At 63.7% G+C, this 25,140-nt stretch carries 25 protein-coding genes; 15 read left to right on the top strand and 10 right to left on the bottom strand.

The window, feature by feature from the left end:
* Positions 1-41: 41 nt before the first annotated feature.
* The 5 genes from HX869_RS11355 to HX869_RS11335 all read right to left on the bottom strand — a co-directional run bounded on the left by HX869_RS11355 (position 42) and on the right by HX869_RS11335 (position 4,481).
* Positions 42-434, bottom strand: a complete 393-nt coding sequence (locus HX869_RS11355; RefSeq protein WP_087694947.1) for a 5-carboxymethyl-2-hydroxymuconate Delta-isomerase — start codon at positions 432-434, stop codon at positions 42-44.
* Positions 435-576: 142 nt separating this feature from the next.
* A complete protein-coding gene (gene hpaD / locus HX869_RS11350; RefSeq protein ID WP_003209884.1) occupies positions 577-1,434 on the bottom strand; it encodes a 3,4-dihydroxyphenylacetate 2,3-dioxygenase in 858 nt (285 codons plus the stop codon).
* Positions 1,435-1,582: 148 nt separating this feature from the next.
* Complete coding sequence (gene hpaE / locus HX869_RS11345) at positions 1,583-3,043, bottom strand: 5-carboxymethyl-2-hydroxymuconate semialdehyde dehydrogenase (protein ID WP_178903103.1); 1,461 nt, start codon at positions 3,041-3,043, stop codon at positions 1,583-1,585.
* A gap of 5 nt (positions 3,044-3,048) precedes the next feature.
* A complete protein-coding gene (locus HX869_RS11340; protein ID WP_003209888.1) occupies positions 3,049-3,819 on the bottom strand; it encodes a fumarylacetoacetate hydrolase family protein in 771 nt (256 codons plus the stop codon).
* On the bottom strand, positions 3,816-4,481 hold the full coding sequence (locus tag HX869_RS11335) for a fumarylacetoacetate hydrolase family protein (protein WP_177122782.1): 666 nt from the start codon (positions 4,479-4,481) through the stop codon (positions 3,816-3,818). Before HX869_RS11335 ends, HX869_RS11340 begins: the two co-directional genes overlap by 4 nt.
* A 143-nt stretch (positions 4,482-4,624) precedes the next feature.
* Between HX869_RS11335 and hpaA the strand changes: the two genes are divergently transcribed.
* Positions 4,625-5,527, top strand: coding sequence for a 4-hydroxyphenylacetate catabolism regulatory protein HpaA (hpaA, locus tag HX869_RS11330; protein WP_003209891.1), 903 nt, complete (start codon positions 4,625-4,627; stop codon positions 5,525-5,527).
* A gap of 11 nt (positions 5,528-5,538) precedes the next feature.
* Here the strand turns inward: hpaA and HX869_RS11325 are convergent, their stop codons facing one another.
* Entirely contained in the window at positions 5,539-6,795 is a 1,257-nt protein-coding gene (locus HX869_RS11325; RefSeq protein WP_178903102.1) for an OprD family porin, read from the bottom strand.
* A gap of 212 nt (positions 6,796-7,007) precedes the next feature.
* Here HX869_RS11325 and hpaR point away from each other — a divergent pair, with 212 nt between their 5' ends.
* The 13 genes from hpaR to gspD all read left to right on the top strand — a co-directional run bounded on the left by hpaR (position 7,008) and on the right by gspD (position 20,085).
* On the top strand, positions 7,008-7,430 hold the full coding sequence (hpaR, locus tag HX869_RS11320; protein ID WP_008437189.1) for a homoprotocatechuate degradation operon regulator HpaR: 423 nt from the start codon (positions 7,008-7,010) through the stop codon (positions 7,428-7,430).
* An 88-nt stretch (positions 7,431-7,518) separates the two neighbouring features.
* Complete coding sequence (locus HX869_RS11315) at positions 7,519-9,909, top strand: TonB-dependent receptor (protein WP_178903101.1); 2,391 nt, start codon at positions 7,519-7,521, stop codon at positions 9,907-9,909.
* A gap of 371 nt (positions 9,910-10,280) precedes the next feature.
* Positions 10,281-11,975 carry a type II secretion system ATPase GspE gene (gene gspE, locus HX869_RS11310; RefSeq protein WP_003209908.1) on the top strand — a complete coding sequence of 565 codons (1,695 nt, stop codon included), beginning with the start codon at positions 10,281-10,283 and terminating at the stop codon, positions 11,973-11,975.
* Positions 11,972-13,174: a type II secretion system inner membrane protein GspF gene (gene gspF, locus HX869_RS11305; RefSeq protein WP_102605832.1), complete on the top strand. Its 1,203-nt coding sequence runs from the start codon at positions 11,972-11,974 to the stop codon at positions 13,172-13,174. Before gspE ends, gspF begins: the two co-directional genes overlap by 4 nt.
* A 20-nt stretch (positions 13,175-13,194) precedes the next feature.
* Positions 13,195-13,620: a type II secretion system major pseudopilin GspG gene (gene gspG, locus HX869_RS11300; protein ID WP_003209911.1), complete on the top strand. Its 426-nt coding sequence runs from the start codon at positions 13,195-13,197 to the stop codon at positions 13,618-13,620.
* On the top strand, positions 13,620-14,051 hold the full coding sequence (locus HX869_RS11295; RefSeq protein WP_178903100.1) for a GspH/FimT family pseudopilin: 432 nt from the start codon (positions 13,620-13,622) through the stop codon (positions 14,049-14,051). Before gspG ends, HX869_RS11295 begins: the two co-directional genes overlap by 1 nt.
* Positions 14,048-14,416 carry a prepilin-type N-terminal cleavage/methylation domain-containing protein gene (locus tag HX869_RS11290; protein ID WP_177122775.1) on the top strand — a complete coding sequence of 123 codons (369 nt, stop codon included), beginning with the start codon at positions 14,048-14,050 and terminating at the stop codon, positions 14,414-14,416. The genes HX869_RS11295 and HX869_RS11290 overlap by 4 nt, the downstream gene beginning before the upstream one ends.
* Positions 14,413-15,030 carry a prepilin-type N-terminal cleavage/methylation domain-containing protein gene (locus tag HX869_RS11285; RefSeq protein ID WP_178903099.1) on the top strand — a complete coding sequence of 206 codons (618 nt, stop codon included), beginning with the start codon at positions 14,413-14,415 and terminating at the stop codon, positions 15,028-15,030. Before HX869_RS11290 ends, HX869_RS11285 begins: the two co-directional genes overlap by 4 nt.
* Positions 15,027-15,749, top strand: coding sequence for a general secretion pathway protein GspK (locus HX869_RS11280; RefSeq protein ID WP_102368630.1), 723 nt, complete (start codon positions 15,027-15,029; stop codon positions 15,747-15,749). The genes HX869_RS11285 and HX869_RS11280 overlap by 4 nt, the downstream gene beginning before the upstream one ends.
* On the top strand, positions 15,746-16,786 hold the full coding sequence (locus HX869_RS11275) for a PilN domain-containing protein (RefSeq protein WP_032899604.1): 1,041 nt from the start codon (positions 15,746-15,748) through the stop codon (positions 16,784-16,786). The genes HX869_RS11280 and HX869_RS11275 overlap by 4 nt, the downstream gene beginning before the upstream one ends.
* Positions 16,761-17,372, top strand: a complete 612-nt coding sequence (gspM, locus tag HX869_RS11270) for a type II secretion system protein GspM (protein WP_023659000.1) — start codon at positions 16,761-16,763, stop codon at positions 17,370-17,372. Before HX869_RS11275 ends, gspM begins: the two co-directional genes overlap by 26 nt.
* Positions 17,369-17,893 (top strand): general secretion pathway protein GspN, encoded by a 525-nt coding sequence (locus HX869_RS11265; protein WP_178903098.1) that lies wholly within the window; start codon positions 17,369-17,371, stop codon positions 17,891-17,893. The genes gspM and HX869_RS11265 overlap by 4 nt, the downstream gene beginning before the upstream one ends.
* Positions 17,890-20,085: a type II secretion system secretin GspD gene (gspD, locus tag HX869_RS11260; RefSeq protein ID WP_178903097.1), complete on the top strand. Its 2,196-nt coding sequence runs from the start codon at positions 17,890-17,892 to the stop codon at positions 20,083-20,085. The genes HX869_RS11265 and gspD overlap by 4 nt, the downstream gene beginning before the upstream one ends.
* An 8-nt stretch (positions 20,086-20,093) precedes the next feature.
* Here gspD and HX869_RS11255 read toward each other — a convergent pair whose 3' ends face one another.
* From HX869_RS11255 to HX869_RS11240, 4 genes are all read right to left on the bottom strand, one after another.
* A complete protein-coding gene (locus HX869_RS11255) occupies positions 20,094-20,756 on the bottom strand; it encodes an RraA family protein (RefSeq protein WP_003209925.1) in 663 nt (220 codons plus the stop codon).
* Positions 20,757-20,782: 26 nt separating this feature from the next.
* Complete coding sequence (locus HX869_RS11250; RefSeq protein ID WP_256580082.1) at positions 20,783-22,120, bottom strand: MFS transporter; 1,338 nt, start codon at positions 22,118-22,120, stop codon at positions 20,783-20,785.
* Between the two features lie 103 nt (positions 22,121-22,223).
* The gene (locus tag HX869_RS11245) at positions 22,224-23,447 is read right to left on the bottom strand and encodes a pyridoxal phosphate-dependent aminotransferase (protein WP_177022126.1); all 1,224 of its coding nucleotides are present in this window, start codon (positions 23,445-23,447) and stop codon (positions 22,224-22,226) included.
* On the bottom strand, positions 23,444-24,100 hold the full coding sequence (locus tag HX869_RS11240; RefSeq protein ID WP_008437212.1) for an RraA family protein: 657 nt from the start codon (positions 24,098-24,100) through the stop codon (positions 23,444-23,446). The genes HX869_RS11245 and HX869_RS11240 overlap by 4 nt, the downstream gene beginning before the upstream one ends.
* Before the next feature lie 104 nt (positions 24,101-24,204).
* Between HX869_RS11240 and HX869_RS11235 the strand changes: the two genes are divergently transcribed.
* Positions 24,205-25,089 carry a LysR family transcriptional regulator gene (locus HX869_RS11235; RefSeq protein WP_178903096.1) on the top strand — a complete coding sequence of 295 codons (885 nt, stop codon included), beginning with the start codon at positions 24,205-24,207 and terminating at the stop codon, positions 25,087-25,089.
* Positions 25,090-25,140 lie beyond the last annotated feature (51 nt).

The following is a 25,140-nucleotide window of genomic DNA, read 5'->3' as shown; positions in this document are numbered from 1 at the left end:
TTTTTTGTTTGAGTGGCCATGGGCGGAAAGGTGGGCTGTGCTCAGCCCGCCTGGTTCTTCAGGAATGCGTGCACGTTGTTCTGCTTGAAATTCAGCTCGGGGTGCAGCTCGATCATCTCGAACGACAACGCCAGCAGCCGCTGGGATTGCAGCTCGGCGAAGTGCTCGGTGATGACCTTGAACAGGGCTTCGGCCACCGCCTTGCGGGTTTCCAGGTCGCGCCCGTGGCCGACCTTGAGGGTCATGTGGACGAAGGCGTAGTCATGCTTGCCGTCGGCCATGCGCCAGGTGTCCAGGCGCACTCCGCGACTGCGGATGCCCCCCAGGGGAAACACGCCGCTGTCCCCCAGCACGGCGTGAACCTGCTCGAACAGGGCCGGCAGGTTGGCCTGCTGCTCGATGTTGTCGGTGTATTCCGCGATGAAGTGCGGCATGTGTATCTCCTCTTGGGGTGAGGTACAGCGAATTCCTTGTAGGAGCTGGCTTGCCTGCGATGGCATCAACTCGGTGCGACAGATACACCGAGGTGCCTGCATCGCAGGCAAGCCAGCGCCTACAGGTGATCTTCACCAAGGCTCATAAAGGGAAAATGGCATTGATCTGCCCGGTGCCCGAACTGCCGAACGGCTGGGTGATGATCTCGGCCGGCTGGTTGTAGTCCGGCCCGCCCAGCAGTCCCAGGAGCATCGCGGTGTCGTGCATCTTGCCTTCGCCGAAGCAGTGCTCGGCGTAGTCCGGCAGCATTGCGCAGAACTCCTTGAAGCGGCCTTGCTTCCACATCTCCACCACGTGCAGGTCCATCTGTTTGTCGAATTCACGGGTCCAGTTGTGGATGTTGGCTTCGGCTTCGCGGTCGTCCGAGAAACGGTGGGAGAGGGAGCCCGAGGCCAGCACCAGGACTTTGCGGTCGCTTTTCTCGATCGCCCGGCGCACGGCGGCGCCAAACGCGAAGCTGTCTTCCAGGCGGTGCCAGGCGCACCACGCGGCAATCGAGATCACGTCGAACTTCTGCGCGTCCGGCACGCCCATGTGCATGTAGCGCATCGGTACCAGGGTGCCGTATTCCAGCTCCAGGCTCGGGATGTTGTGGGCCATGGTGCGCACGCCGGCCAGGTTGGCCTCGGCGGCGATCAACTCGCCCAGCTCGGGGCAGCCCGGGTACTCGTACTCCATGTTCTTGATGAAGTGCGGCAGCTCGTTGCTGGTGTAGGTGCCCTTGAAATGCTCGCCGCAGTTGACGTGATAGCCGCTGTTGACCAGCCAGTGCACGTCGAACACCACCGCGGTGTCGGCCCCCAGTTCACGGGCGCGCCGCCCGATTTCCTTGTGCCCGGCGATGGCTGCTTCGCGGCAACCGTGGTGCTTGCCGGGCAGTTCCGACAGGTACATCGAGGGGACGTGGCAGATCTTCGCTGCCAGAACCACTTCGCCCATGATCATTCTCCTGAGTATTTATTCTTTTGTAGGAGCGAGCTTGCTCGCGAAAAACGTCAACGATAACGCAGCACTTCTGTTAGCCCGCGGCGCCTGCGGGTTCTTCGCGAGCAAGCTCGCTCCTACAGGTAGCGTTGTTATATCCGGGTTACACACCCCAGCGCGGGATGTGATGACTGCCCATGGAAATGCACACGTTCTTGATCTCGGCAAACACTTCGAAGCTGTACTGGCCGCCTTCACGGCCGGTGCCGGAACCTTTTACCCCACCAAACGGCTGGCGCAAGTCCCGCACGTTCTGGCTGTTGATGAACACCATGCCGGCTTCGATGCCGTAGGCCAGACGATGCGCCTTGCCGATGTCCTGGGTCCAGATATAGGACGCCAGGCCGTACTCGGTGTCGTTGGCCAGTTGCAGTGCCTCGGCTTCGTCCTTGAACGGGATCAGGCACACCACCGGGCCGAAGATCTCTTCCTGGGCGATGCGCATCTGGTTGTTCACATCGGCAAACACCGTCGGCTGGATAAACTGCCCGCGGCTCAAGTGCGCCGGCAGGTTGGCCGGGCGTTCCAGGCCGCCGGCCAGCAGGGTGGCGCCTTCTTCGAGGCCAATCCTGATGTAGCCGGTGACCTTGTCGTAGTGGGCCTGGGTGATCATTGAGCCGACCTGGGTCTTTGGGTCCTGCGGGTCGCCGACGATCAGGCGCTTGGCGCGGGCGGCAAATTCGGCGACGAACTGCGGGTATACGCTCTCCTGAATGAAGATCCGGCTGCCGGCGGTGCAGCGTTCACCGTTGAGCGAGAAGATGGTGAACAGTGCCGCGTCGAGGGCGCGGTCCAGCTCGGCGTCTTCAAAGATCAGCACCGGCGACTTGCCGCCCAGTTCCATGGAGTACTTTTTCAGCCCGGCGGTCTGCATGATTTTCTTGCCGGTGGCGGTACCGCCGGTGAAGGAAATCGCCCGCACGTCCGGGTGGCGCACCAGCGCATCGCCGGCGGTGGCGCCGTAGCCCTGGATCACGTTCAGCACGCCTTTGGGGAGCCCGGCTTCGACCGCCAGGCGCCCCAGTTCATTGGCCGTCAGCGGCGACAGCTCGGACATCTTCAGCACCGCGGTATTGCCCAGCGCCAGGCACGGCGCAGTCTTCCAGGTGGCGGTCATGAACGGCACGTTCCATGGCGACACCAACGCACACACACCCACCGGCTGGTAAAGCGTGTAGTTGAGCATCTGGTCGTCCACCGGGTAACTGTGGCCGTCCATGCGGGTGCAGACTTCGGCGAAGAAATCGAAGTTGTGGGACGCCCGGGGAATCAGCACGTTCCTGGTCTGGTGGATCGGCAGGCCGGTGTCGAGGGTTTCCAGCTCGGCCAGGTGCGGCACGTTCTGTTCGATCAGCTCACCGAGCTTGCGCATCAAGCGGGCACGTTCCTTGGCCGGTGTGCCTGCCCACTTCGGAAAGGCTTCCTTGGCTGCTGCAACGGCCTGCGCCACTTCCTCGGCACCGCCGCTGGCCACTTCACCGATGGCTTCGCCGGTGGCCGGGTTGTAGTTGATGAAGGTGTCTTTGCTCTCGACCTCACGGCCGTTGATCCAGTGTTTGATCATATTGCTCAAGCCTCTTTACGGGCGGCGAAAAAGTCCGCCTCGCTGACAATTCGATTGACCAGGCGACCGACGCCTTCGACTTCCACGACCACTTCGTCCCCCGGCACCACATCCGCCAGGCCTTCCGGGGTGCCGGTGGCGATCATGTCGCCGGGCTGCAAGGTCATGAAGCTGGACAGGTACTCGATCAAATACGGGATGTCGAAAATCATGTCTTTCGTACTGCCTTCCTGGCGCAGTTCACCGTTGATCCAGGTGCGCAGCTTCAGGTTGCTCGGGTCCGGCACGTCGGCGACATCCACGATCCATGGGCCCACGGGCGTGGTGGCGTCGCGGTTTTTCACCCGCAGGTTGGGGCGGTAGTAGTTTTCCAGGTAGTCGCGGATCGCGTAGTCGTTGCACACCGTGTAGCCGGCCAGATACTCCAGGGCGTTCTCGCGCTTGACGTTGCGCGCAGGCTTGCCGATGACCGCCACCAGTTCGCACTCGTAGTGCATGTAGGCGACGTTGTCCGGGCGCCAGGTCACCTGGTTGTGGCCGGTGTAGGTGCCGGGGGACTTGATGAACGCCAGCGGTTCAGTCGGTGGCTTGAAGGCCAGTTCGGCGGCGTGGTCGGCGTAGTTCAGGCCGAGGGCAAACATGCTGCCGGTGGCCGGTGGCAGCCATTCGACCTGGTCTTCAGCCAGCAGGCGACCGTCGGCCAGGCGCACGGCGTTTTCAGCTTCTACCAGCACCTGGTGGGCTTCACCTTCAAAGCGAATACGGGCGTGTTTCATGACAGCTCCTCTGCCTTGATGTGGTTGACCAGGCGGCCCAGGCCGCTGATCTCGACTTCAACCGTGTCGCCGGGTTGCACATCCACCCGGCCTTCGGGGGTGCCGGTGATCAGCACGTCGCCTTCGTGCAGGGTCATGAACTCGCTGATCTCGGCGATCAACTGCGGCAGGCTGCGCACGAAGTTGGCGGTGGAGTTTTGCTGGCGCAGTTCACCGTTGACGAACAGCTTCACGCTCAATTGATGCGGATTGGCGACCAGGTCGCGGGCCACCAGTTCCGGGCCCAATGCGCAGAAACCGTCCCGGCACTTGGCTTTCACCGCCGGGCGGTAGTAGCTGTCTTCCGGCAGGCTGAACTCATTGACGATGGTGTAGCCCGCCACATGCTCCAGGGCATTTTCGACACTGACCCGGCTGGCACTCTTGCCAATCACCACCCCGAGTGCCGGGCCCGGTTGCAGGCGTTCACCTTGCGGGTGCAGTACCACGCCGTCGTGGCCGTTGCGGGTATTGGGCGTCTTGATGAACAGCACCGGCTTCACCGGTGGTTTCTGGTAAGGCGCTTGTTCGAATTCGGCGAGACGTTGGTTCAGCAACCCCTGGTAGTTCAGCGCAACGCCGAACAGGGTGCCGTTCGCAACATCATGCAGGGCACGGCTCATGCTTTTCTCCTGGCAGTGGCGGGGCAGGTTCGGACCTGCACCGTGGGAAATTCGTTAACGTGTTAACGTTATAATTAAGATGTTAACTATCGTCAAGCGTGGCAATATTTCAGGGCAGTCAAAACAACAAAGAGAATGCAGTGATGAGCGATCGTCAGCCGATCCCCAACATCAACATCGGGCAGGTCTACGACCAGCGTTACAGCGATGCCGAGGTGCACTACGACCGGCTCGGCAACCTGGCGGGATTTTTTGGCCGCAACATGCCGGTGCATCGCCATGACCGGTTTTTCCAGGTGCATTACGTCAAGACCGGCGCGGTGCGGGTCTACCTGGACGACCAGCAGTACCTCGAATCCGGGCCGATGTTTTTCCTCACGCCGCCGACGGTGGCGCATTCCTTCGTCACCGAAGCCGACGCCGACGGCCATGTGCTGACCGTGCGCCAGCAACTGGTGTGGGCCTTGATTGACGCCGACCCCAGCCTGGCCCCCGGCGCACAATTGCCGGCGGCCTGCGTGGCGTTGGCGCGGCTGGCACCGGAGTTTCAGCCCGAGGTGCGCCGCCTGGAATTCCTGTTTGATGAGCTGTGCAGCGAGATCAACGCCCAGGCCAGCGGACGCGGTTCGGCCCTGGACAGCCTGACGCGGCTGATCATGATCAGCCTGCTGCGGCTCTGCGCCAATTCCCTGGAAGCCCGCCCTGCACGTCACGAAGACCTGCGGATCTTTCACCGCTTCAACGAACTGATCGAAGACCACTACCTGCAACACTGGCCGCTGTCGCGCTACGCCGACGGTATCGGCGTCACTGAAGCGCGGCTCAACGAGGTGTGCCGACGCATCGCCGACCTGCCGTCCAAGCGCCTGATTCTGGAGCGGCTGATGCAGGAGGCCCGGCGCCTGCTGCTGTTCACCGGCAGTTCGGCGAATGAAATCTGCTACCAGTTGGGGTTCAAGGACCCGGCGTATTTCAGCCGGTTCTTCCAGCGCTACGCGCAGATGACGCCGGGGGAATACCGCCAGCGTCAATCGGGGTTGCGTTGAGGCGCCCGGCGTTACCACAGGGCTACGGTGTAGCCGATGATCACCCGGCTTTCGTCGATGTCGCTGGTCAGGCCGTTGCTTGAGCGCAGGGTCGCATTGCGCAGGCGCACGTTGACGTTCTTCAGCGGGCCGCTCTGCACGGTGTAGACCAGGTCGGCGTCGCGCTCCCATTCGCGGCCGTTGCGCACCGTGGCGGTTTGCGCGTGGCTGCCGTCGACGTAGCGGGTCATGAAGGTCAGGCCCGGCAGGCCGAGGGCGGCGAAGTTGTAGTCGTAGCGCGCCTGCCAGGCATCGGTGTTGGCCTTGGTGAAGATATTGATGGTCACCAGGTTGACCGAATACGGATCTTGCCCCGGGAAGGCAAAGTCGCCGTCGCCGGAAAGGCTCTGAAAGCCCAGGCCGAATTTGTGTGCGCCCACCGACAAACTGAACATGCCGTTGAAAAAGCGGTTGTCGATCCGGCCGCCGTCCACGCGGGTAGGGCTGCGCAATAGCGTGCTGCCTTGCTCGCGGGTGTCGAAGTAGCGCAGGTCGGTGCGCAGGTTCACGCCTTGGGCCAGCGGCAGGTCATGCACCAGGCCGATGAAATTCTGGCGGTAGATGTCCTGCATCTGCGCGTAGTAATAAGTCGCCGCCAGGTGCGGATTGATTGCGTAGGTGCCGCCGGCCAGGTCCAGGTGGCTGCTGAAGACGCCGCCGTAGCTCATGGATTCGTTGTTGGAGGAGTCCCGCAGGTTCTGCTTTTCCAGGCGGCCGACGTTCAACGTCAGGCCGTCGATGTCCTGGGAGGTCACCAGTTCACCGTTGTAGGTCGACGGCAACAGCCGCGTGTCGTTATAGGCGGCCACCGGCAACAGCGGTTGCAGGGTGCCGAGCTTGAGCACGGTTTTCGACACGCGCAATTTGGCGGTCAGGCCGAGTTCGCTGTAGCTGTCGGCCGGCTCGCCGCTGGCGCCAGACGGCAACAGCCCGGTGCCCCGGCGGTCGCGGCTGGAGTCGAGCTTCAGGCCCATTTCACCCAGGGCGTCCACGCCAAACCCGACCACGCCTTCGGTGTAGCCCGACTCCAGGCGCAGCACAAAACCTTGCGCCCATTCGTCTGCCTTGTTCTGCGGCGCGTTGGCCTGGCGAAAGTCGCGGTTCATGTAGAAATTGCGCAGGTCCAGGCTGGCCTTGCTGTCCTGGATGAAGTCGGCGTGGGCGACCAGAGGGCTAAACGCGGCGCACAGGCCAGCGCTTGCCGCCGTGCGAAAGAGGCACGAATGCATGAGGGGCGTTCCTTTTGTTGTTTTTGTTGGTAGAGCCCGCCACCAGGGCAGGGGCGGGCATATTGTTAACATGTTATCGTTAAGCTGAATAGCTGGATTAACAGGTTTTTATGAATTCGTTTCGAAATTAACGACTTGCTGCGTGCGTCGGGTTGCGCACGCGGGACACCGACTCTAAGCTTCGTCGCTTCGACCTCTATTGCGCGTGAACCATGCCCACCCCCAGACCGTCCCTTACGCTCACCTTGCTCCAGGCCCGCGAAGCGACCATGGCGTTCTTCCGGCCGTTGCTCAATGAACATGACCTGACCGAACAGCAGTGGCGGGTGATCCGCATCCTGCGCCAGCAAGGCGAACTCGAAAGCCACCAACTGGCGCACCTCGCATGCATCCTCAAGCCGAGCATGACCGGCGTACTGGGGCGGCTGGAGCGTGACGGCATCGTGCGCCGGCGCAAATCCGCCGAAGACCAGCGCCGGGTGTTCGTCGCCCTGACCGAACAGGGCCAGCAGTGTTTCGTCGACATGAGCGCCGGGATGGAAAGCAATTACCTGAAGATTCAGGAGCAGTTCGGCGAGGAATCCCTGGAGCAATTGATGGAGCTGCTCCAGAAGCTCAAAGGCATCAAACCGTAATAATCAAAAAATAGTGGCTGAAGCCTGTCCCTTTTTTTCACGTGACTGGTCATTCCAGGTAAGTGAACAAAATCGAGAGCTTCTTCCAATGCCCGCAATACGCCCGTTGCTGAACCTCAGCCTCATGCTGAGCCTGAGTGCCAGCCCGTTGTTCGTTCCCATCAGCTATGCCGAAGACGGTGCGTCCCGGCGCAGCTACCAGGTGCCGGCCGGCAGCCTGAGCGCCGCGCTGACCCGTTTCGCCGGGCTGGCCGGGGTCAACCTCTCGGTGGACCCGGCGCTGGTCAGCGGCCGCAACAGCAGCGGGTTGTCCGGCGAATACGGCGTCGAAGAAGGTTTCGCGCGCCTGCTCCAGGGCTCCGGCCTGCAACTGCAGCCCATGGGCGAGCAGGCCTATAGGCTGACCCCGGTTCCCGAAGGCGGCAGCCTGCAACTGGCGCCCACCTCGATTCTCGGCACCACCGGCGATGCCGGCAGCGAGTCCTTTGCTGGTGGCCAGGTGGCGCGCCGTGGCTCCCAGGGCCTGCTGGGCTCGAAGGACTTCATGGATACCCCGTTCAGCATGACCACCTACACCAGCGCGGCGGTCAAGAACCAACAGGCGCGTACCCTTGGCGACCTGATTGCCAGCGACCCCTCGGTGCGCGCCACCAACCCGGCCGGCGGGCGCTATGAGCAATTCACCATTCGCGGCTTCAGCCTGTTCAACAGTGATGTCGCCTACAACGGCCTCTATGGCGTATTGCCGACCTACACCATCGACATGGAAATGGCCGAGCGCGTCGACATCATCAAAGGCCCCAGCCAGTTGATCAACGGCATCTCGCCACGGGGCAGCGTGGGCGGCGGGATCAACGTGGTGCCCAAGCGTGCCACCGACACACCCATCACCTCGCTCACCGGCAGTTGGGCCTCCGACAGCCAGGCGGGCGGAGCCGTGGATATCGGCCGGCGTTTTGGTGAAGACAACCAGTTCGGCCTGCGTTTCAACGGCGTGAAACAGTCCGGCGACACCGCCTGGGATCACCAGAGTGTCGACCGCGAAATGGCCGTGTTGGGCCTGGATTTTCGCGGTGAACGCCTGCGACTCTCCACCGACATCGGCCGCACCGAGCGCGACACCGACGCCCCCCAGGAACGCGTGCAAGTCGGGCCCAACGCCAGGGTGCCGAGTGCCAACGACGTACGCCACAACTACGCGCAGCCCTGGAGCAAGGCAAGCACCAACGACACCTTCGGCACGGTCAACGGCGAGTTTGATCTCAGCGACAACGTAATGCTCTACGGCGGCGTCGGTGCGCGCAAAAGCAACCATGACTTCCTGCGCCATGCTGTGTCAGTGACCAACAACGCCGGCGATTTCAGCGTGCAGCCCCGCGACTTCACCCGTGATGAAAACGTGCGCACCGCCACGGCGGGCGTGCGCAACTGGTTCCATACCGGCCCGGTGAGCCATGAGGTCAACCTGGCGGCCAGCTACTTCTACATGGACTTCGAAAACGGCGGCGCGCGATATGCGCCGGGTTCGAGCAATATCTACAACCCTGTGGAAACCCCCGCGCCTGGCCGGCCAACGCGATTTGACTCGAAGGTCTACACCGAAAACCGTTTCAGCGGTGTGGCGTTGTCCGACACCCTGGGTTTTTTCGATGACCGGTTGCTGCTGACCCTCGGTGCGCGCTGGCAGCGGGTCAAGGTCGACGACTGGACCGATGACGTCAAAGGCGACACCGCCTACGACGAGGAAAAAATTTCACCGTCCGGCGGCATCCTGTTCAAGGCCACCGACAAGCTCTCGTTGTACGCCAACTACATGGAAGGCTTGAGCCAGGGCAAGGTCGCGCCGTCGGCGTCGGTCAACGATGACGAAATCTTCCCACCGTTCATCAGCCGTCAGGTCGAAGTCGGCGCCAAGTACGACGCCGGTGCGTTCGCGGTGACGGCCGCTGTATTCCGGATCAAGCAGCCGGCCTACGAGACCAACGCCACCACGCTGGTCTTCGGCCCCAATGGCAAGCGCCAAAACGATGGTGTGGAACTCAGCGTGTTCGGCGAGCCGCTCAAGGGTTTCCGCCTGCTGGGCGGGGTGATGTACATCGACAGCGAACTGACCCACACCACCAACGGCACCTACGACGGCAACCGCGCGCCGGCCACGCCCAAGTACAACGTCAACCTGGGCGCGGAGTGGGACGTGCCGACTGTTGAAGGCCTGACCCTGACCAGCCGCGGGATCTATTCCAGCTCGCAGTACCTGGACCAGTCCAACGTCAAGGAAATCGACGCCTGGACGCGGCTTGATGTCGGCGCACGCTACGCCTTCAAGGTCGACGACAAGCACATCACCCTGCGGGCCAATGTCGAGAACGTGGCCAACCGGCGCTACTGGAGTTCGGCCGGTGCCTCGGATGACAGCGAGCCGGGGTTGACCTTGTCGACGCCGCGCACGTATTTACTGTCGGCGACCGTCGACTTCTAGCGGCAATCGCGCCACAGGGAAGTGGCACTCTTGTGCAGTTCAAAATTAAACGACGAGAAGTTCAATGATTAGTACTGTTGCAGTGGGCTGGCTATTTGCAATCGTGAACTAAGCATCAATATGTTAGTCGATGTGTTTAACAAGATTTTATGAATTGTGGCGAACTAATGGCCTTGGTCAGTAGTTCTAAAAGGCCATGATTTGCCACGGCTGTCCTGCACATCGCTTGTGTGCAGGGTCTTGATCTTGTTCAAGGCGCCGCTGGGACTAGTTGTTGTTTCTGCACCCTTGGAAACAGCCTCTTCAACTAGTTGTTCAGAATGGTGCAGATGTCTCAACCGATACCGTCAATGCCCATCGATGCATGCCGAATGCAGATTCCGGATGCCGAACAAGTGTGCGCGTGGCTGATGCGAAAAGCCGGTCTGAAAACCGTCGACCTGGAACGTGCTCGACGGTTATCCCAGGAATCCGACGACCCCGAACTGCTCGGCCTGCTGACGCGCCTGGGGCTGGTTTCCGAAGTGGAACTGGCGCGGGCCTGGGCCGATTTGCTCGGCGCGCCGTTGCTGCTGGCGGACGCCGCACCGCCCGTGCTCGACCCGCTGCCGGCGCTGACCGAACGCTTCATGCGCCATTACCAGGTGGTGCCGGTGGGCTGGAGCCACGGTGGTGTGCGGGTGTTGGCGGCCAACCCGGCGCTGCTGTATCCGTTCCAGGCCCTGGCGTACGCGTGCGGCGTGCCGGTGTGGCTGGCGGTCGGGCCGCGCAACGAAGTCGAAACCCTGATCGAGCGTTACTACGGCCAGGGCCGTTCCGCCATGGGCACCCTGATCGAAAACCTCGACGAACAGGGCGGTGCCCTGGAAGACATCGAACACCTCAAGGACATGGCCTCCGAAGCCCCGGTGATTCGCCTGGTCAACCTGATCCTGCAACGGGCCGTGGAGCACCGCGCCTCGGACATCCATATCGAACCCTTTGAAAACCAGCTCAAGGTGCGCTACCGCATCGACGGTGTGCTGCATGAAGCCGAAGCGCCGCCGGCGAGTTCCTCGGCAGCGGTGATTTCCCGGGTCAAGATCATGGCGCGCCTCGACATCGCCGAGCGCCGCCTGCCGCAGGACGGCCGGATCATGTTGCGCATCCAGGGCAAGGAGCTGGATTTGCGGGTATCCACGGTGCCCACCAGTTTTGGCGAGTCGGTGGTGATGCGCCTGCTGGACCGCCAGACCGTGCAGTTCGATTTCCAGAGCCTGGGCTTTGATGGCCAGCGCCTGGAAACCTTTCTTGAAGTGCTCGAGCGGCCCCACGGCATCCTGCTGGTCACCGGGCCCACCGGCTCGGGTAAAACCACCACGCTCTATACCGCGTTGTCGCGGCTCAATACCGCCGAGCGCAAGATCATCACCGTCGAAGACCCGGTGGAATACCAGCTGGAAGGCATCAACCAGATCCAGGTCAAACCCGCCATTGGGCTGGACTTCGCCGGCGCGCTGCGCTCCATCGTGCGCCAGGACCCGGACGTGATCATGATCGGTGAAATCCGCGACCTCGAAACCTGCCGCATCGCCATCCAGTCCTCCCTGACCGGCCACCTGGTGCTCTCGACCCTGCACACCAACAGTGCCGCAGCAAGTATCACGCGCCTGCTGGATATGGGGGTGGAGAGCTACCTGATCGCCTCGACCGTCAATGGCATCCTCGCGCAGCGCCTGGTGCGTCGCCTCGACCCGGCGACCCGTGAGGCGTTCGAAGCCCCGCCGGAGCTGATCGAGGAACACGGCCTCGACCGCTTCACCGAGCAGCGCCCGATCCTGCTTTACCGGCCTCGCGCCAACGCCGCCGGCGGCGGTTACCACGGCCGCAGTGCAATCACCGAATTGCTGGTGATGAATGACGAACTGCGCAGCTTGTTGATGCGCCAGGCCGACGCCGCGACCCTCGAACAGGCCGCCCGCCGTGGTGGCTTGCGCACCCTGCATGAAGAAGGCCTGCGCCAGGCGGTGGCCGGTGTCACGTCCCTTGAAGAAGTGTTGCGCGTCACCCGTGGAGAGGGCGCGTGAGCCTGTTCAAATACCGTGCCCTGGACAGCCAGGGCGTCGCGCAGAACGGCACCCTCGAAGCGAAGGACCAGGCCGCCGCCGTCGCTGCGCTGCACAAGCGTGGCCTGCTGCTATTGCACATCGATGCCGCCGGTGCCCAAGGGCTGCGCAATGCCTTCGGGCGCGGTCAGTTGAATGGCGCGGCGCTGGTCAGTTTTACCCAGCAACTGGCCACCCTGCTGGGCGCGGGCCAACCGCTGGAGCGCTCGCTGGGCATCCTGCTCAAGCAGCCCGGCCAGCCGCAGACCCGGGCGCTGATCGAGCGTATCCGCGAGCACGTCAAGGCCGGCAAGCCATTGTCGGCAGCGCTGGAAGAGGAGGGCAGCCAGTTTTCGCCGCTGTACCTGAGCATGGTGCGTGCCGGTGAGGCGGGCGGTGCGCTGGAGAACACCCTGCGCCAACTCAGTGACTACCTGGAACGCAGCCAGTTATTGAGAGGCGAGGTGATCAACGCGCTGATCTATCCCGCCTTCCTGGTGGTGGGCGTGCTCGGTTCCCTGGCGCTGTTGCTGGCTTACGTGGTGCCGCAGTTCGTGCCGATCTTCAAGGACCTGGGCGTGCCGATTCCGTTGATCACCGAAGTGATCCTGGGCCTTGGCCAGTTCCTCGGCGCCTATGGCCTGGCGGTTTTTGCCGGGTTGATCGTGACGGTCTGGGCCCTGGCGGCACGCCTGCGCAACCCACGACACCGCGAGCAGTACGACCGGCGCGTGCTGGGTATCCGCGTTATCGGCCCGCTGTTGCAGCGGGTCGAAGCCGCACGCCTGGCGCGCACCCTCGGCACCTTGCTGAGCAACGGCGTGGCGCTGCTGCAAGCGCTGGTGATCGCCCGCCAGGTCTGCACCAACCGTGCCTTGCAGGCACAAGTGGCCCAGGCCGCCGAGTCGGTGAAAGGCGGCGGCACCCTGGCCAGTGCGTTTGGCAGCCAACCGCTGCTGCCGGACCTGGCCCTGCAAATGATTGAAGTCGGCGAACAGGCCGGTGAACTGGACAGCATGCTGCTCAAGGTCGCCGACGTGTTCGACGTCGAAGCCAAGCGCGGCATCGACCGCCTGCTCGCCGCCCTGGTGCCGTCCCTGACCGTGGTCATGGCGGTGCTGGTGGCGGTGATCATGCTCGCGATCATGCTGCCGCTGATGAGCCTGACCAGCAATATATGAAGACCCAAGGAAGCAAGCCGATGCGCCATACCCGTTTCAAACCCGCCCGCCGCCAAGGCGGTTTCACCTTGCTGGAAATGCTCGCGGTGATTGTGTTGCTGGGCATCGTCGCGACCATCGTGGTGCGCCAGGTGGGCGGCAACGTCGACAAGGGCAAATACGGCGCGGGCAAGGCGCAACTGGCCAGCCTGAGCATGAAGATCGAGAGCTACGGCCTGGACGTCGGCTCGCCACCCAAGACCCTCCAGCAATTGGTCGACAAGCCCGGCAACACCGCCGGCTGGGCCGGACCGTACGCCAAGCCCTCAGACCTCAAGGACCCGTTCGGCCATGCCTTCGGCTATCGCTTCCCCGGTGAACATGGCGCCTTCGACCTGATCTTCTACGGTCAGGACGGCCAGCCCGGCGGCGAAGGCTACAGCGCCGACCTGGGCAACTGGGAATAATGCCGGCCCTCCAACGCGGCTTTACCCTGCTGGAGATGCTGGTGGTGATCGTGTTGATCAGCATCGCGGCCGGGTTGGTGGGATTTGGCCTGCAACAAGGCCTGCGGGTAGCGAAAGAGCGCCACGTGGTCGGGCAGATGGTGGATGCCCTGCGCAGCACACGGGCACGGGCGATTGTCAGCGGCAGGTCGGCCAAGACCGTCTTCGACTTGGCCCGGCTGAGCTTTCAGGCGCCGGGGCAACCCATCAAGCACTGGCCGGCCGATCTGCAAGTGACCCTGCACACCGCCGAACACGCAGGCGCTGCGGTGGAGTTTTACCCCGACGGCAGCTCTACCGGCGGCAACCTGTTATTGGCCAATGGCACGCGACGCTGGCGCATCGACGTCGGCTGGCTGACCGGCAGCGTGCAGTCCAGGGCATTGCCATGAAGCGTCAGTCGGGTTTTACCTTGCTGGAAATGCTCGCAGCGCTGACCCTCATGGCGATCTGCAGCACGGTGTTGCTGGTCGCGTTCGGCCAAAGCGCGCGCTCGTTGTTGCAGGTGGCCCACAGCGACCGCCTGACCCATACCGCCTTGAGCGTGATGGATCAGGAGGCGTCGGGGCCCCTGGCCAGTGGCGTGCGCCAGGGCGAGCTGGACGGCATTGCCTGGCAACTGCGCGTCGCCCAGCAGCCCACCCGCATCGGTCAGCCACATTTGTTTCGCCTCGATCTCAGCGTCAGCGAAGGTCCGCGCCGCGCAAATTTCAGTACCTTGAAACTGCGCGCCAGCCGCGACGGGAGCCTCCAGTGAAGCAGCAGCGGGGCTTCACGTTGCTCGAAATCATGATCGTGCTCAGCTTGCTGGGCGTGTTGTTGGCCCTGGTGGGCGGCGCGCTCCTGGGAGCCAACCGTGCAGTACTCAAGGCGCAGCGCTACACCGTCAGCCTGGATGAAAGTCGCGCCGCGCAACAGTTCCTGCGCACTTCCATCAGCGAGGCGCTGCCCCTGGACGTGACCGAGGACGACAGCCAGACCAACGGCTTTTTTGTCGGCGCTCCCCAGCGCCTGCAATACGTCGCGACCTTGCCGGGCGTGCTCGGCGGCGGTATCCAGCGTTTCACCTTGCAGTTGACCGAGCGCGAGTTGCAGGTGGCGTTCGCACGGTTTGAGTCCAATGCCCAAGTGAGCGTGCCGGCCACCCGCAGCGAACCGCAGGTGTTGCTGAAGAACGTCGAGGATCTGCAATTCAGCTATCGCGGCCTGTCGCCCAAGGGCCAGGCCACCGGTTGGATCAGTGACTGGCCGTGGACCAAACGCCTGCCTTATGCGGTACGCATTGCAGCAAAAGTCAACGGACCGGTGCCGTGGGTCACCCAAGTGGTTGCCCTGCGGCTGAACCTCTCTAGCGGAGCATCAGGCGAATGAAGCGTCAGCGCGGCGTTGCATTGCTGCTGGTGCTGTGGGTACTGGCGTTGCTCAGCTTGCTGCTGGGCGGCCTGGCCGGTTGGGTACAACTGGAAAGCCGCCAGGCCCTGTGGCATCGCCAGCATACCCAGGCGCTGCTGGCGGCGGAGGCGGGCGTGGCGTTGGCCATGCAGGCCCTGGCCGACCCGCTGCAACGCAAGCAATGGATCGCCGACGGCCGCGAAATGCCCCTGGTATTTGATGACGCACAGCTTCACGTGAGCCTGCACAGCGAGCGCGGCAAGCTGTATTTGAACAGCGCCGAGGCCGCTGACTTTGCCCGCCTGGCCCTGGCCTGCGGCGCCACCCAGGCCCAGGCCAGCCGGCTCGCCAGGGACCTGGAAATGCGGCGCAACGCAGGCCTGGCGCCGTTCCGCGTGGTGGAGGAAGTGCGGCAATTGCCCGGCATGACCCAGGCGCTGTACAGCCGGCTCACCCCGGAAATCAGTTTGTGGAGTGGCCTCGACCGGCCCGATCCCGCCTTCGCCAGCCCCTTGATGCGCCAGGCGCTGAACCTGCCCCGGCAGAGCGCGGTAGGGGCCGACCCCGGTGACGTGCTGGTGATCGACAGCCGCGCACAACGCCCCGGCGGTTACCACGCCCGGTTACGAACCACGGTTTTATTGAGCCCATCGGAGGGAAGCGCACAACCTTATCGGGTGCTGCGTTGGCAAGAATGAATCCATACCTTTCGGCGCCAGTGGCGCGCCTTCAACAGCTGGCCGAACCGCTCACCCGGCGCTGGCGCGGCAGCTTGCTGCAAGTGGGCTGGCGCCTGTGGCTCAAGGAGCTGCGTGGCTGCCTGCCGGCGTGGCTGTCGGTCCGTGACATCCCCGAGCACCGCTACCACTGGCCGCTGACCGGGCCGGTGGCAAAACCTGCCGACGAGGTGCGCCAGGTGCTGGTGCTCGCGCCCTCGGCGGTGTTGCTGCAAACCCTGCAACTGCCCCTGGCGGCCGCGCGCAACCTGTCGACGGTGGTGGGTTATGAGCTGGACCGCTTTACCCCGTTCGAAGCTGAACAGTTGTACTTCGTGGCCCGCCAGGAACGGCGCACCGCCACGCATGTGCAAGTGACCCTGGTGGCCATCCTGCGGGAGCGCCTGGATCAAATCCTGTTGGACTGCGCTGCTCTCGGCTTGCAGCCCCATGCGGTGGATGTGGACGGGCCAATGGGCATCGACCTGCTGCCGGCGCCGTTGCGCCCACGCCAGCGGCCGGCCGGGAAGGGCTTGCAACGCAGCCTGCCCTGGCTGTGCGGCGCCTTGCTGATTGCCGCGATGCTGCTGTGGCTCAACGACCGCCAGCGGGTGCTCGACGTCATGCAGGCGCAGGTGCAACAACAGAAAGCCCAGGTCGCCGAGGTCCAGAGCCTGCGCCAGCAACTGCTCAATACCCGTGGCGCCGCGCAGTACCTGATCCGCCGCAAGTCGGCACAACCGCCGTTGGCGGCGTTGCTCAACGAGCTGACCGCCTGCCTGCCCGCCGATACCTGGATCGACCAGTTGGACGTCAACAACGGCGCCGACGTGTCCTTCTCCGGGCAAAGCGCCAAGGCGAGTGCCCTGATCACCCGGATCAAGGCGTGCCACAGCCTGGAAAACCCCCAGTTCGAAGGGGTGATCCAACCCGATGCGCAAACCGGCAAGGATCAGTTTTCCCTGCGCGCCCACTTGCACCAGGAGGCCGCCGATGCGCCGACCACTGACACCCCGTGAGCGTCGCGGCGCCGCCTTGCTGGTCCTGGCGCTGGTGCTGGGCGGCGGTTACTGGCTGCTGATCGACAGCTGGTTCGCCGGGCCATTGCGTGCCATGGGCGAGCAGGCCGAACAGCTGCGCGAACAACAGCAACGCTATGCGGGCCTGCTGCACCAGGGCGCCGCCTTGCGTGAGCAACTGGAGCAAGCCCGCCAGGACCCGGCCAGCAGCACCAGCCTGTTGCCGGGGGATGACCCCAGCGCCGTGGCGGCGGACCTGATGCAGCGCATCGCCGACCTGATCAACAGCCGCGCCGGCCTCGGCGGCGGCTGCAGCCTGACCCAGCGCATGCCCATCACCCCGGAGCAGGACGACACCGAGCCCTATCGCCAGGTCAAAGTCAGCCTGACCCTCAACTGCGCCATCGAACCCCTGACCGCGATCCTGCATGAGCTGGAGTACCAGCGACCGTTCCTGTTCGTGGATGAAATGAGCGTCCGTCGCGGGCCGAATGCCCCCGCCAGCGGCGGTGCCGGAAAGCTGGTGGTGCACCTGTTGGTGCGCGGTTATCTGCAACCGGCAGCCGCCACGCAGGCCCGCCGATGATCAATTCATTGCGCCCCCTCGAGTGGGTGTTGCTCGGTGTGGCCGGGCTGCTGGGCCTGCTGATGGTGGGCATCTTGAGCAGCATCGGCGACGCGCCGCAGTGGTTGGGTGAGCCTGCCTCCGCCGTGCGCGCCAATGCTTCGGCCAAGGTTCACGTGGCCCCGAGTGCGACCCTGGAAAGCCTCGCCGGCACCTGGCAGGCACCGCTGTTCAGCCCCGATCGCAGCCCCGATGCCGCCGTGGGTCAGGCCGAGATTTCCAGCCTGTCGAGCCTGAAGCTGACCGGCGTGCTGCTCGACGGCGACCTGCGCGTCGCGCTGCTCAAGCGTGACGAGGGCCCGCCGCTCAAGGTCCACCAAGGCCAGACTCTGCCCAACGGCTGGCGCCTGGAACACCTGACACCGCTGCACGCCCGTTTTGTGCTGGATGGCCGCACGCAAACCCTGAGCCTCAGCGTTCCGCGTTTGCCGCCGCCGTCCACCACACCACCGATTTCCCTTCCTCACGAGCCCGCCCCTTGATCGATACTTCCCCTAGCGCCTTGCGCACCAGCGTGTTTTGCCTGGCCACCGCCGTCGCCTTGGGCGGGTGTGGGTCATTCCCCGATCACCTCGACCCGGACGATGCCTTGCTTCACGAGGCGATGCAGGGCACCGGTTCGCAACGGCCGCCCGTGGACCCGGCCAGCGAGTCGCCTGCGGCCGACAGCCGCCAACCCCAGGCGCCTACGCCGCCCCAGCGCCAGTTGATTCGCGGTAACCAGCAGTTCGTGCGCCAGCCCGCACCGGCGGCGGTCAAGGATGAAGCCAGCGGCGACATCGTGTTCAACTTCGCCGACCAGCCGATTGAAGCGGTGATCAACAGCGTCATGGGCGACCTGCTGCACGAGAACTACAGCATCGCCCAGGGCGTGAAAGGCAACGTAAGCTTTTCCACCTCAAAGCCGGTGAACAAGAAACAGGCGCTGTCGATCCTCGAAACCCTGCTGTCCTGGACCGACAACGCGATGATCCGCCAGGGCCAGCGCTACGTGATCCTGCCCGCCAACCAGGCGGTGGCGGGCAAGCTGGTGCCGGAAATGAGCGTGTCGCAACCCTCCAGCGGACTCTCCGCACGGCTGTTTCCGCTGCGCTATATCTCGGCCACGGAAATGCAGAAACTGCTCAAGCCGTTCGCCCGGGAAAACGCATTCCTGCTGGTGGACCCGGCACGCAACGTGCTGAGCCTGGCCGGTACGCCGGATGAGTTGGCCAACTATCAGGACACCATCGACACCTTCGACGTCGATTGGCTCAAGGGGATGTCGGTGGGGGTGTTCGGTTTGCAACGGGCCTCGGTGGCCGAGTTGATGCCCGAGCTGCAAAAAATGTTTGGCCCCGACAGCGGCATGCCCCTGGCGGGCATGGTGCGCTTCCTGCCCATCGAGCGGACCAATTCGGTGGTGGCGATCTCGTCCCAGCCGCAGTACCTCAGCGAAGTTGGCGACTGGATTCACACCATCGATGAGGGCGGCGGCAACGAGCCGCAGATGTACGTCTACGACGTGCGCAACATGAAGGCCACGGACCTCGCCAAATACCTGCGGCAGATCTACGGCACCGGCGCGATCAAGGACGATGCGCCGGCCCAGGTGGCGCCGGGGCTGCGCACGGCGACCTTGTCGTCACTGAACACCAGCGGCGGCACCTCGGGTGGCTTGAACAACAGCAGCAATAGCCCGCCCGTCAGTGACGATGAGGACCAGGCCCCGGCCGCCAGCGAAGACGGTGAAAATGCAGAGCCGGGCGCTGCCAAAAGCCTCGACGCCGGCACCCGGATCACCGCGCAAAAAAGCAGTAACCAGTTGCTGGTACGCACCCGACCGGTGCAGTGGAAGGAGATCGAATCGGCGATCAAGCGCCTCGACAACCCGCCGCTGCAAGTGCAGATCGAGACGCGCATCCTCGAAGTCAAACTCACCGGCGAACTGGACCTAGGGGTGCAATGGTACCTGGGCCGCCTGGCGGGCAACTCCACCAGCACCACGGTAGCCAATACCCCTGGCAGCCAGGGCGCCCTGGGTGGCGGCGGTGCGGGATTGGGCGCGGATTCGCTGTTCTATTCCTTCGTCAGCTCCAACCTGCAAGTGGCCTTGCACGCCCTGGAAACCAACGGCCGCACCCAGGTGCTGTCGGCGCCATCGCTGGTGGTGATGAACAACCAGCCGGCGCAGATCCAGGTGGGTGACAACATCCCCATCAGCCAGACCACGGTCAACACCGGCAACGCCGACAGCACCTTGAGCAGCGTCGAATACGTGCAGACCGGGGTGATCCTCGACGTGGTGCCGCGGATCAACCCGGGCGGCCTGGTGTACATGGACATCCAGCAACAGGTCAGCGACGCCGAGAACCAAACCACCAACAGCAGCGACACACCCAACAACCCGCGTATCTCCACGCGCTCGGTGTCGACCCAGGTGGCGGTGCAAAGCGGCCAGACCGTGTTGCTTGGCGGGTTGATCAAGCAGGACAACGCGGAGAGCGTCAGCGCCGTGCCGTACCTGGGGAAAATCCCCGGGCTGCGCTGGTTGTTTGGCAACACCAGCAAGTCCAGGGATCGCACCGAGTTGATCGTGCTGATCACACCGAGGGTGATTACCAGCAGCAGCCAGTCGCGGCAGGTGACGGATGACTATCGCCAGCAGATGCAGCTGTTGCGACCGGCGAACTGAAGGACCTTTCAGCCCTTGCGTTGCAGGGTGTGATAACCCAGCGCTGCGCGGGCTTCACGCAGGGATTTGCCTTCATCGAGCAGCGCCCGGATACGCGCTTCCACCGCTTCAATCGAGCGTGCACAGGCTGCCACTTCATGGGCCCGCTCGCGCGGCACGATCACCACGCCATTGGCGTCGGCGACCACGATGTCCCGGGCGCACACCCGGGCCTGGCCGATGGACACCGGCTGGTTTACCGCTTCCACTTCAACCCGGTCCTTGCCCGTGCGCATGAACCGGCCCTTGGTGAACAGCGGGTAGCCGTCGCCCAGGGCCTTGCTCACGTCGCGGCACACGCCATCGATCACCGTCGCGGCGATCCGCTGGCTGCCGGCGTACTGGGTCATGATGTCGCCCCACACCGTGCAGTCGGTGCGTCCGTCGTTGTCGATCACCACCACATCGCCTTCGGCCACGTCATCGATAAAGTCGCCTACGGTGCCCGGCGGGGTGCTGGCGCTGACGTAGCGCACCGTGAAGGCCGGGCCGACCACCACCTGGCGATAGTTGTCCAGGGGCATGATTCCCAGGCATTGGCCGGGCAGGCCTAGCTTGTCCAGGGCGTCGGACACGCCCGGGGTGTCCAGGCCGGCAAACAGGGCAACCAATTCTTGGTCTTGGGGTGACATGGGTAACTCCTCGTGGTGGTGACAAATCAGGTCGGGTGGCTGGAGGCCGGGCGGGGCTCGGCAATGGTCAGCAAAATGATGAAGCTGATGAACGAGCCGATCGCCAGCCAGGCGAACACGTAGTTCCAGCCGTAGTTGTCCAGCAGCAGGCCGGTGATGAAGGGCGTGGCGGCGGCGCCCAACTGGCCGATCATGTTCACGATGGCGTTGGAGATCGGGAAGGTCTTCTTGGTGGTCAGGCCCATCGGGTAGACCATGTAGGACGAGAAGCCGAGGCTCAGCACCACGCCGGTCAGCATCAGCAGCAAGCCGTAGGGCAGGGGCTCGGCCGGTGAGTTGATCAGCAGGTACATCATCAACGAGGTGCCGACCGCCGACAGCAACATGCCCGGCTTGCGGCGCCCGCCCATCAGGCGGTCCGAGCAGAAACCTCCCAGCAGGTTGCCCAGCACCGCGCCCACCCAGGGCGCTGCCGAGACCAGGCCCATGTTCATGATCGAAAACTGCTTGACGGTCATCAGGTAGGTGGGAATCCACGCCAGCAGCACGCTGGAGACACCGAGCTGGAAGCAGTAGCTGGTGGCGCACCCCCAGATATTCCATGAGGTGAAAACCTGACGGTTGGTTTCCAGGGGCTTTTCATCGCGGGTGCGGATCACCCGGTCGAGCTTTTTCACCCACGCCGGCGTCTTGTGCACACGGGCGGTCTGGGCGATTGCGGTGTCTTCGACGATGTATTGAAGTTCGGCCTGGTTGACGAAGCGGCTGCGGGACGGATGGTCGGTGACCAGGAAGTACCAGACCACCGCCAGCACGATGCCCGGGATCGCAAAGAAGTAGAAAATCTCGCGCCAGCCCCACACCGAAATGATCACGGCACACAGCGGCGGCACGATCACCGGTCCGAACTTCACGGCCGACAGAAAGATCCCCGACGCGGTGCCTTTTTCCCGTGCCGGAAACCAGTTGTTGATGGTGGTGGTCATGCTGATGGGTAGCGGGCCTTCGGCGATGCCCAGGCCCAGGCGATAGAGTTTCAGCGTCAGCAGTGAGCTGGCGGTGCCCACCAGGCCGGTCAGCAACGAGGTCAGCACCATGGCCCCCGGCAGGATCCGGCTGACGCCAAAGCGGCCGAAGGCAAAGCCCGACGGCAGTTGTGCCAGGGCGTAAGCCAGCAGGAACAGGCTGACCAGGCCACCGGCCTGGGCGTTGCTCATTGCAAATTCCTGGCGAATGAACGGCAGCGCCACGCCGAGGTTGGCCCGGTCGGCGGCGGCCACGGTGTAGATCAGGAAAATCAGCGCAGCAACCACCCAGCGGTATTGGCTGCGCACAGCGGGTTTTATGACTTCAGGCATAGACATGGGGGCGGACCTTGTTGTTGTGAGTGTTGTCCTGTTCGGCCTTAATCTTAAGAAGGGGCGCATGCCACCATTAGCGATATTTATCTATGTGAACTCATCACTTTTATTCTTCTGCCAGCAGGCTGCGACAGAAGCCGCGGATTGCCTCGCACGCCTGGCGCAACGACTTGTCATCCAGGGCATAGGCGATGCGGATGTACGGCCCCAGGCCAAAGGCGCTGCCATGCACCACGGCCACATTGGCCTCATCCAGCAGCGCCAGGGCCACGTCTTCATCGCTGCGCAGCAGCCGCCCGCCCGCCGAGGTGCGCCCGATCAGCGCGGCGCATGAGGCGAACGCGTAGAACGCGCCGGCGGGGCTGATGCACGTCAGGCCTGGCGTGTCGTTCAGCAACTGGACCATCAAGTCCCGGCGCGCCTGGAACACCCGGCGGCTGTCGCGGATGAAATCCCTGGGGCCTTCCAGTGCAGCGAGGGCCGCCTGTTGCGAGATCGAACAGGCGCCGGAGGTCTGCTGGCCCTGGAGTTTTTCCATGGCCTCCAGCAGCCAGCGTGGGCCAGTGGCGAAACCGATGCGCCAGCCGGTCATGGCGTAGGCCTTGGACACGCCGTTCATGGTCAATGTGCGTGGTGCCAAACGCGGCTCAACCTGGGCCAGGGTATGAAAGGCCTGGCCGTCGAAGATCAGGTGCTCGTAAATGTCATCGGCCAGGATCAGCACCTGCGGGTGGGCCAACAGCACCTCGGCGAGTGCCCGCAAGTCGTCTTGGCTGTACACCGCGCCGGTGGGATTGGACGGTGAATTGAGGATCAGCCAGCGTGTTTGCAGGGTGATTGCAGCAGCCAGGGCCTCGGGTGTCAGCTTGAACCCACTGTTGGCATTGCAAGTGACGATGCGCGCCTCGCCGCCGCACAGTTGCACCATCTCCGGGTAACTGACCCAGTACGGTGCGGGCACGATCACCTCGTCGCCTTCATTGAGGGTGGCTGCCAGGGCGTTGTAGATCACCTGCTTGCCGCCGTTGCACACGAGGGTGTCCTGCCAGGACACGTCCAGGCCGTTTTCGCGCCGGAACTTCGCCGCCACCGCCTCCCGCAGGGCCCGCGCACCGGCCACCTGGGTGTAGCGGGTATGCCCGGTTTCAATGGCCTGGATCGCGGCTTCGCGGATATGCGCCGGGGTGTCGAAATCCGGTTCGCCGGCGCACAGCGAGATAATCTGCGCGCCTTGCGCCCGGCGTTCGGCGACGCGGTCCATGATGCGATAGGTGGCAGACGGTTGTGCGCTGGCCAGGCGCGGGTTCAGCCGCTGGATATCGGTACTCATCGGCTGATCGCCTCAAACTGTGCGTCGTGCATCACCTCGACCACAGAGCGCCCACTGCGCACGGCCTGCACCATGCCGTCCTGGCGGCGGGCAATGCGCTCGCCCAGGTCCAGGACCTTTTCGATCACCGCCTGGGCCACGAATACCGTGCCGCAGGTATCGGCAATCACGTAGTCGTCCTCGCTGACGCTTACGCCAGCAACGCTGAGGGTCACGCCGGCGTCGAGCTGCACCACGCGGTTGCGCGCACTGATCATGGTCACGCCGCGTCCGTACACCGGATAGCTGATGGCTTCGCTGCCGTCGATATCGCGGCTGAAACCATCAATCACCGTACCGCGTATGTGTTTGCGCAACGCCGCGTTGGCGATGATGTCGCCCCAGCAGGAAATGCCCTCGATACCGCCGGCAATCACCAGCACCCGGTCGTCTGTCGCGACCTGTTCGATCACCGGGGTGATCAAGTGCACGGTCGGGGCGATGTCGGACTTGGGGCCGAGCAGTACGGTACTGGCGCGGCCAACGATCTTCGGGCAGTTCCACAATGGGCGCAGGCCCACCGTGGCGCCGGGCAGGCCGAGGAAGTCGAGGGCGTCGGACACGGTGTTGGTGTCCAGTGCGGCCAGGCGGTCGAGCAAACGGTCAGGGGTCATGGGCAAGCCTCGGGTGACGGAGGCGGCCAGTGTCAGGCAGTGCCTATGATAGGTATATTACGAAGTACAGAAGCCTTGCATACGCTTAACCTATGGATAAGACCATGATCAACTTTCGCCTGATTCGTCACCTCTGGTTGTTCCTGGCCGTGGCTGAAGAGCAGAACTTTGGCCGTGCGGCCAAGCGCCTCGGCATGTCCCAGCCACCGCTGAGCGAGCAGATCCAGGTGCTGGAGCAGGCGCTCAAGGTCAAGCTGTTCGACCGCTCCCGACGGGGGGCCAAGCTGACTCCGGTGGGCGCGGCGATCCTGCCGGCGGTGCGCAAGTTCGCCGAGCAGCTGGAGCGCCTGGAACTCGCCGTGGAAGAAGCGGTGGTGGGGCAGTCGGGGATGTTGACCATCGGCGCGATCTCCACGGCGATGTTTGATGTGCTGCCGGGGTTGATCGAGCAACTGAAGCTTGATTACCCGCAGCTCACGGTGTCGGTGCGGGAAATCGACAGCGTCGAGGCGTTGCCGGCGCTGGAGGCCGGGGATATCGACCTGGCGTTTGCCCGGCTGGATGGTGACCTTGGGGCTTCGGTGCAGTCATTGCCGCTGACGGAGGACCGGCTGGTGGTGGCGTTGCCGGTGGATCATCCGTTGGCGAGTCGTACGCGGATCAGTTTGTCGAGCCTGGCGAATGAGCCGTTGGTGATGTTTTCGCGCAACGTCAGTCCGGTGTATTTCGACAATTTGATCGCAACCTGTCGTGCCAGCGGGTTTTCGCCTCGGGTGCTGCATGAAGTGCGGTCGGTGGCTTCGCAGATCGCGTTTGTCAGCTATGGGCAGGGTATTGCGTTGGTGCCGGCGTCGTTGAAGAAGCTGGCGCCGGCCAATGTGGTGTTTCGTGGGTTGAGTCAGAAACTCAATGTGGTGACTACGGCTGTCGCGTGGAATACCCAGCGGCCGAATCCGGTGGTGGAGGCGGTGATTGCGCGGTTTCGCTAGGGGTTGGGGTTGAGTACATATCCGTTATTTAGGTAACGGCGGCTTATGGTT

It is taken from the genome of Pseudomonas sp. P7779 (assembly GCF_013386315.1).
Taxonomy (GTDB): domain Bacteria; phylum Pseudomonadota; class Gammaproteobacteria; order Pseudomonadales; family Pseudomonadaceae; genus Aquipseudomonas.
This window is presented reverse-complemented; position numbering and strand designations above follow the sequence as displayed.

Bases quoted from the DNA above. Each gene is read 5' to 3' on its own strand.
- HX869_RS11355 (WP_087694947.1), bottom strand. From the start codon at position 434: ATGCCGCACTTCATCGCGGAATACACCGACAACATCGAGCAGCAGGCC.
- hpaD (WP_003209884.1), bottom strand. From the start codon at position 1,434: ATGGGCGAAGTGGTTCTGGCAGCGAAGATCTGCCACGTCCCCTCGATG.
- hpaE (WP_178903103.1), bottom strand. From the start codon at position 3,043: ATGATCAAACACTGGATCAACGGCCGTGAGGTCGAGAGCAAAGACACC.
- HX869_RS11340 (WP_003209888.1), bottom strand. From the start codon at position 3,819: ATGAAACACGCCCGTATTCGCTTTGAAGGTGAAGCCCACCAGGTGCTG.
- HX869_RS11335 (WP_177122782.1), bottom strand. From the start codon at position 4,481: ATGAGCCGTGCCCTGCATGATGTTGCGAACGGCACCCTGTTCGGCGTT.
- hpaA (WP_003209891.1), top strand. From the start codon at position 4,625: ATGAGCGATCGTCAGCCGATCCCCAACATCAACATCGGGCAGGTCTAC.
- HX869_RS11325 (WP_178903102.1), bottom strand. From the start codon at position 6,795: ATGCATTCGTGCCTCTTTCGCACGGCGGCAAGCGCTGGCCTGTGCGCC.
- hpaR (WP_008437189.1), top strand. From the start codon at position 7,008: ATGCCCACCCCCAGACCGTCCCTTACGCTCACCTTGCTCCAGGCCCGC.
- HX869_RS11315 (WP_178903101.1), top strand. From the start codon at position 7,519: ATGCCCGCAATACGCCCGTTGCTGAACCTCAGCCTCATGCTGAGCCTG.
- gspE (WP_003209908.1), top strand. From the start codon at position 10,281: ATGCAGATTCCGGATGCCGAACAAGTGTGCGCGTGGCTGATGCGAAAA.
- gspG (WP_003209911.1), top strand. From the start codon at position 13,195: ATGCGCCATACCCGTTTCAAACCCGCCCGCCGCCAAGGCGGTTTCACC.
- HX869_RS11295 (WP_178903100.1), top strand. From the start codon at position 13,620: ATGCCGGCCCTCCAACGCGGCTTTACCCTGCTGGAGATGCTGGTGGTG.
- HX869_RS11290 (WP_177122775.1), top strand. From the start codon at position 14,048: ATGAAGCGTCAGTCGGGTTTTACCTTGCTGGAAATGCTCGCAGCGCTG.
- HX869_RS11280 (WP_102368630.1), top strand. From the start codon at position 15,027: ATGAAGCGTCAGCGCGGCGTTGCATTGCTGCTGGTGCTGTGGGTACTG.
- HX869_RS11275 (WP_032899604.1), top strand. From the start codon at position 15,746: ATGAATCCATACCTTTCGGCGCCAGTGGCGCGCCTTCAACAGCTGGCC.
- gspM (WP_023659000.1), top strand. From the start codon at position 16,761: ATGCGCCGACCACTGACACCCCGTGAGCGTCGCGGCGCCGCCTTGCTG.
- HX869_RS11265 (WP_178903098.1), top strand. From the start codon at position 17,369: ATGATCAATTCATTGCGCCCCCTCGAGTGGGTGTTGCTCGGTGTGGCC.
- HX869_RS11255 (WP_003209925.1), bottom strand. From the start codon at position 20,756: ATGTCACCCCAAGACCAAGAATTGGTTGCCCTGTTTGCCGGCCTGGAC.
- HX869_RS11250 (WP_256580082.1), bottom strand. From the start codon at position 22,120: ATGTCTATGCCTGAAGTCATAAAACCCGCTGTGCGCAGCCAATACCGC.
- HX869_RS11245 (WP_177022126.1), bottom strand. From the start codon at position 23,447: ATGAGTACCGATATCCAGCGGCTGAACCCGCGCCTGGCCAGCGCACAA.
- HX869_RS11240 (WP_008437212.1), bottom strand. From the start codon at position 24,100: ATGACCCCTGACCGTTTGCTCGACCGCCTGGCCGCACTGGACACCAAC.
- HX869_RS11235 (WP_178903096.1), top strand. From the start codon at position 24,205: ATGATCAACTTTCGCCTGATTCGTCACCTCTGGTTGTTCCTGGCCGTG.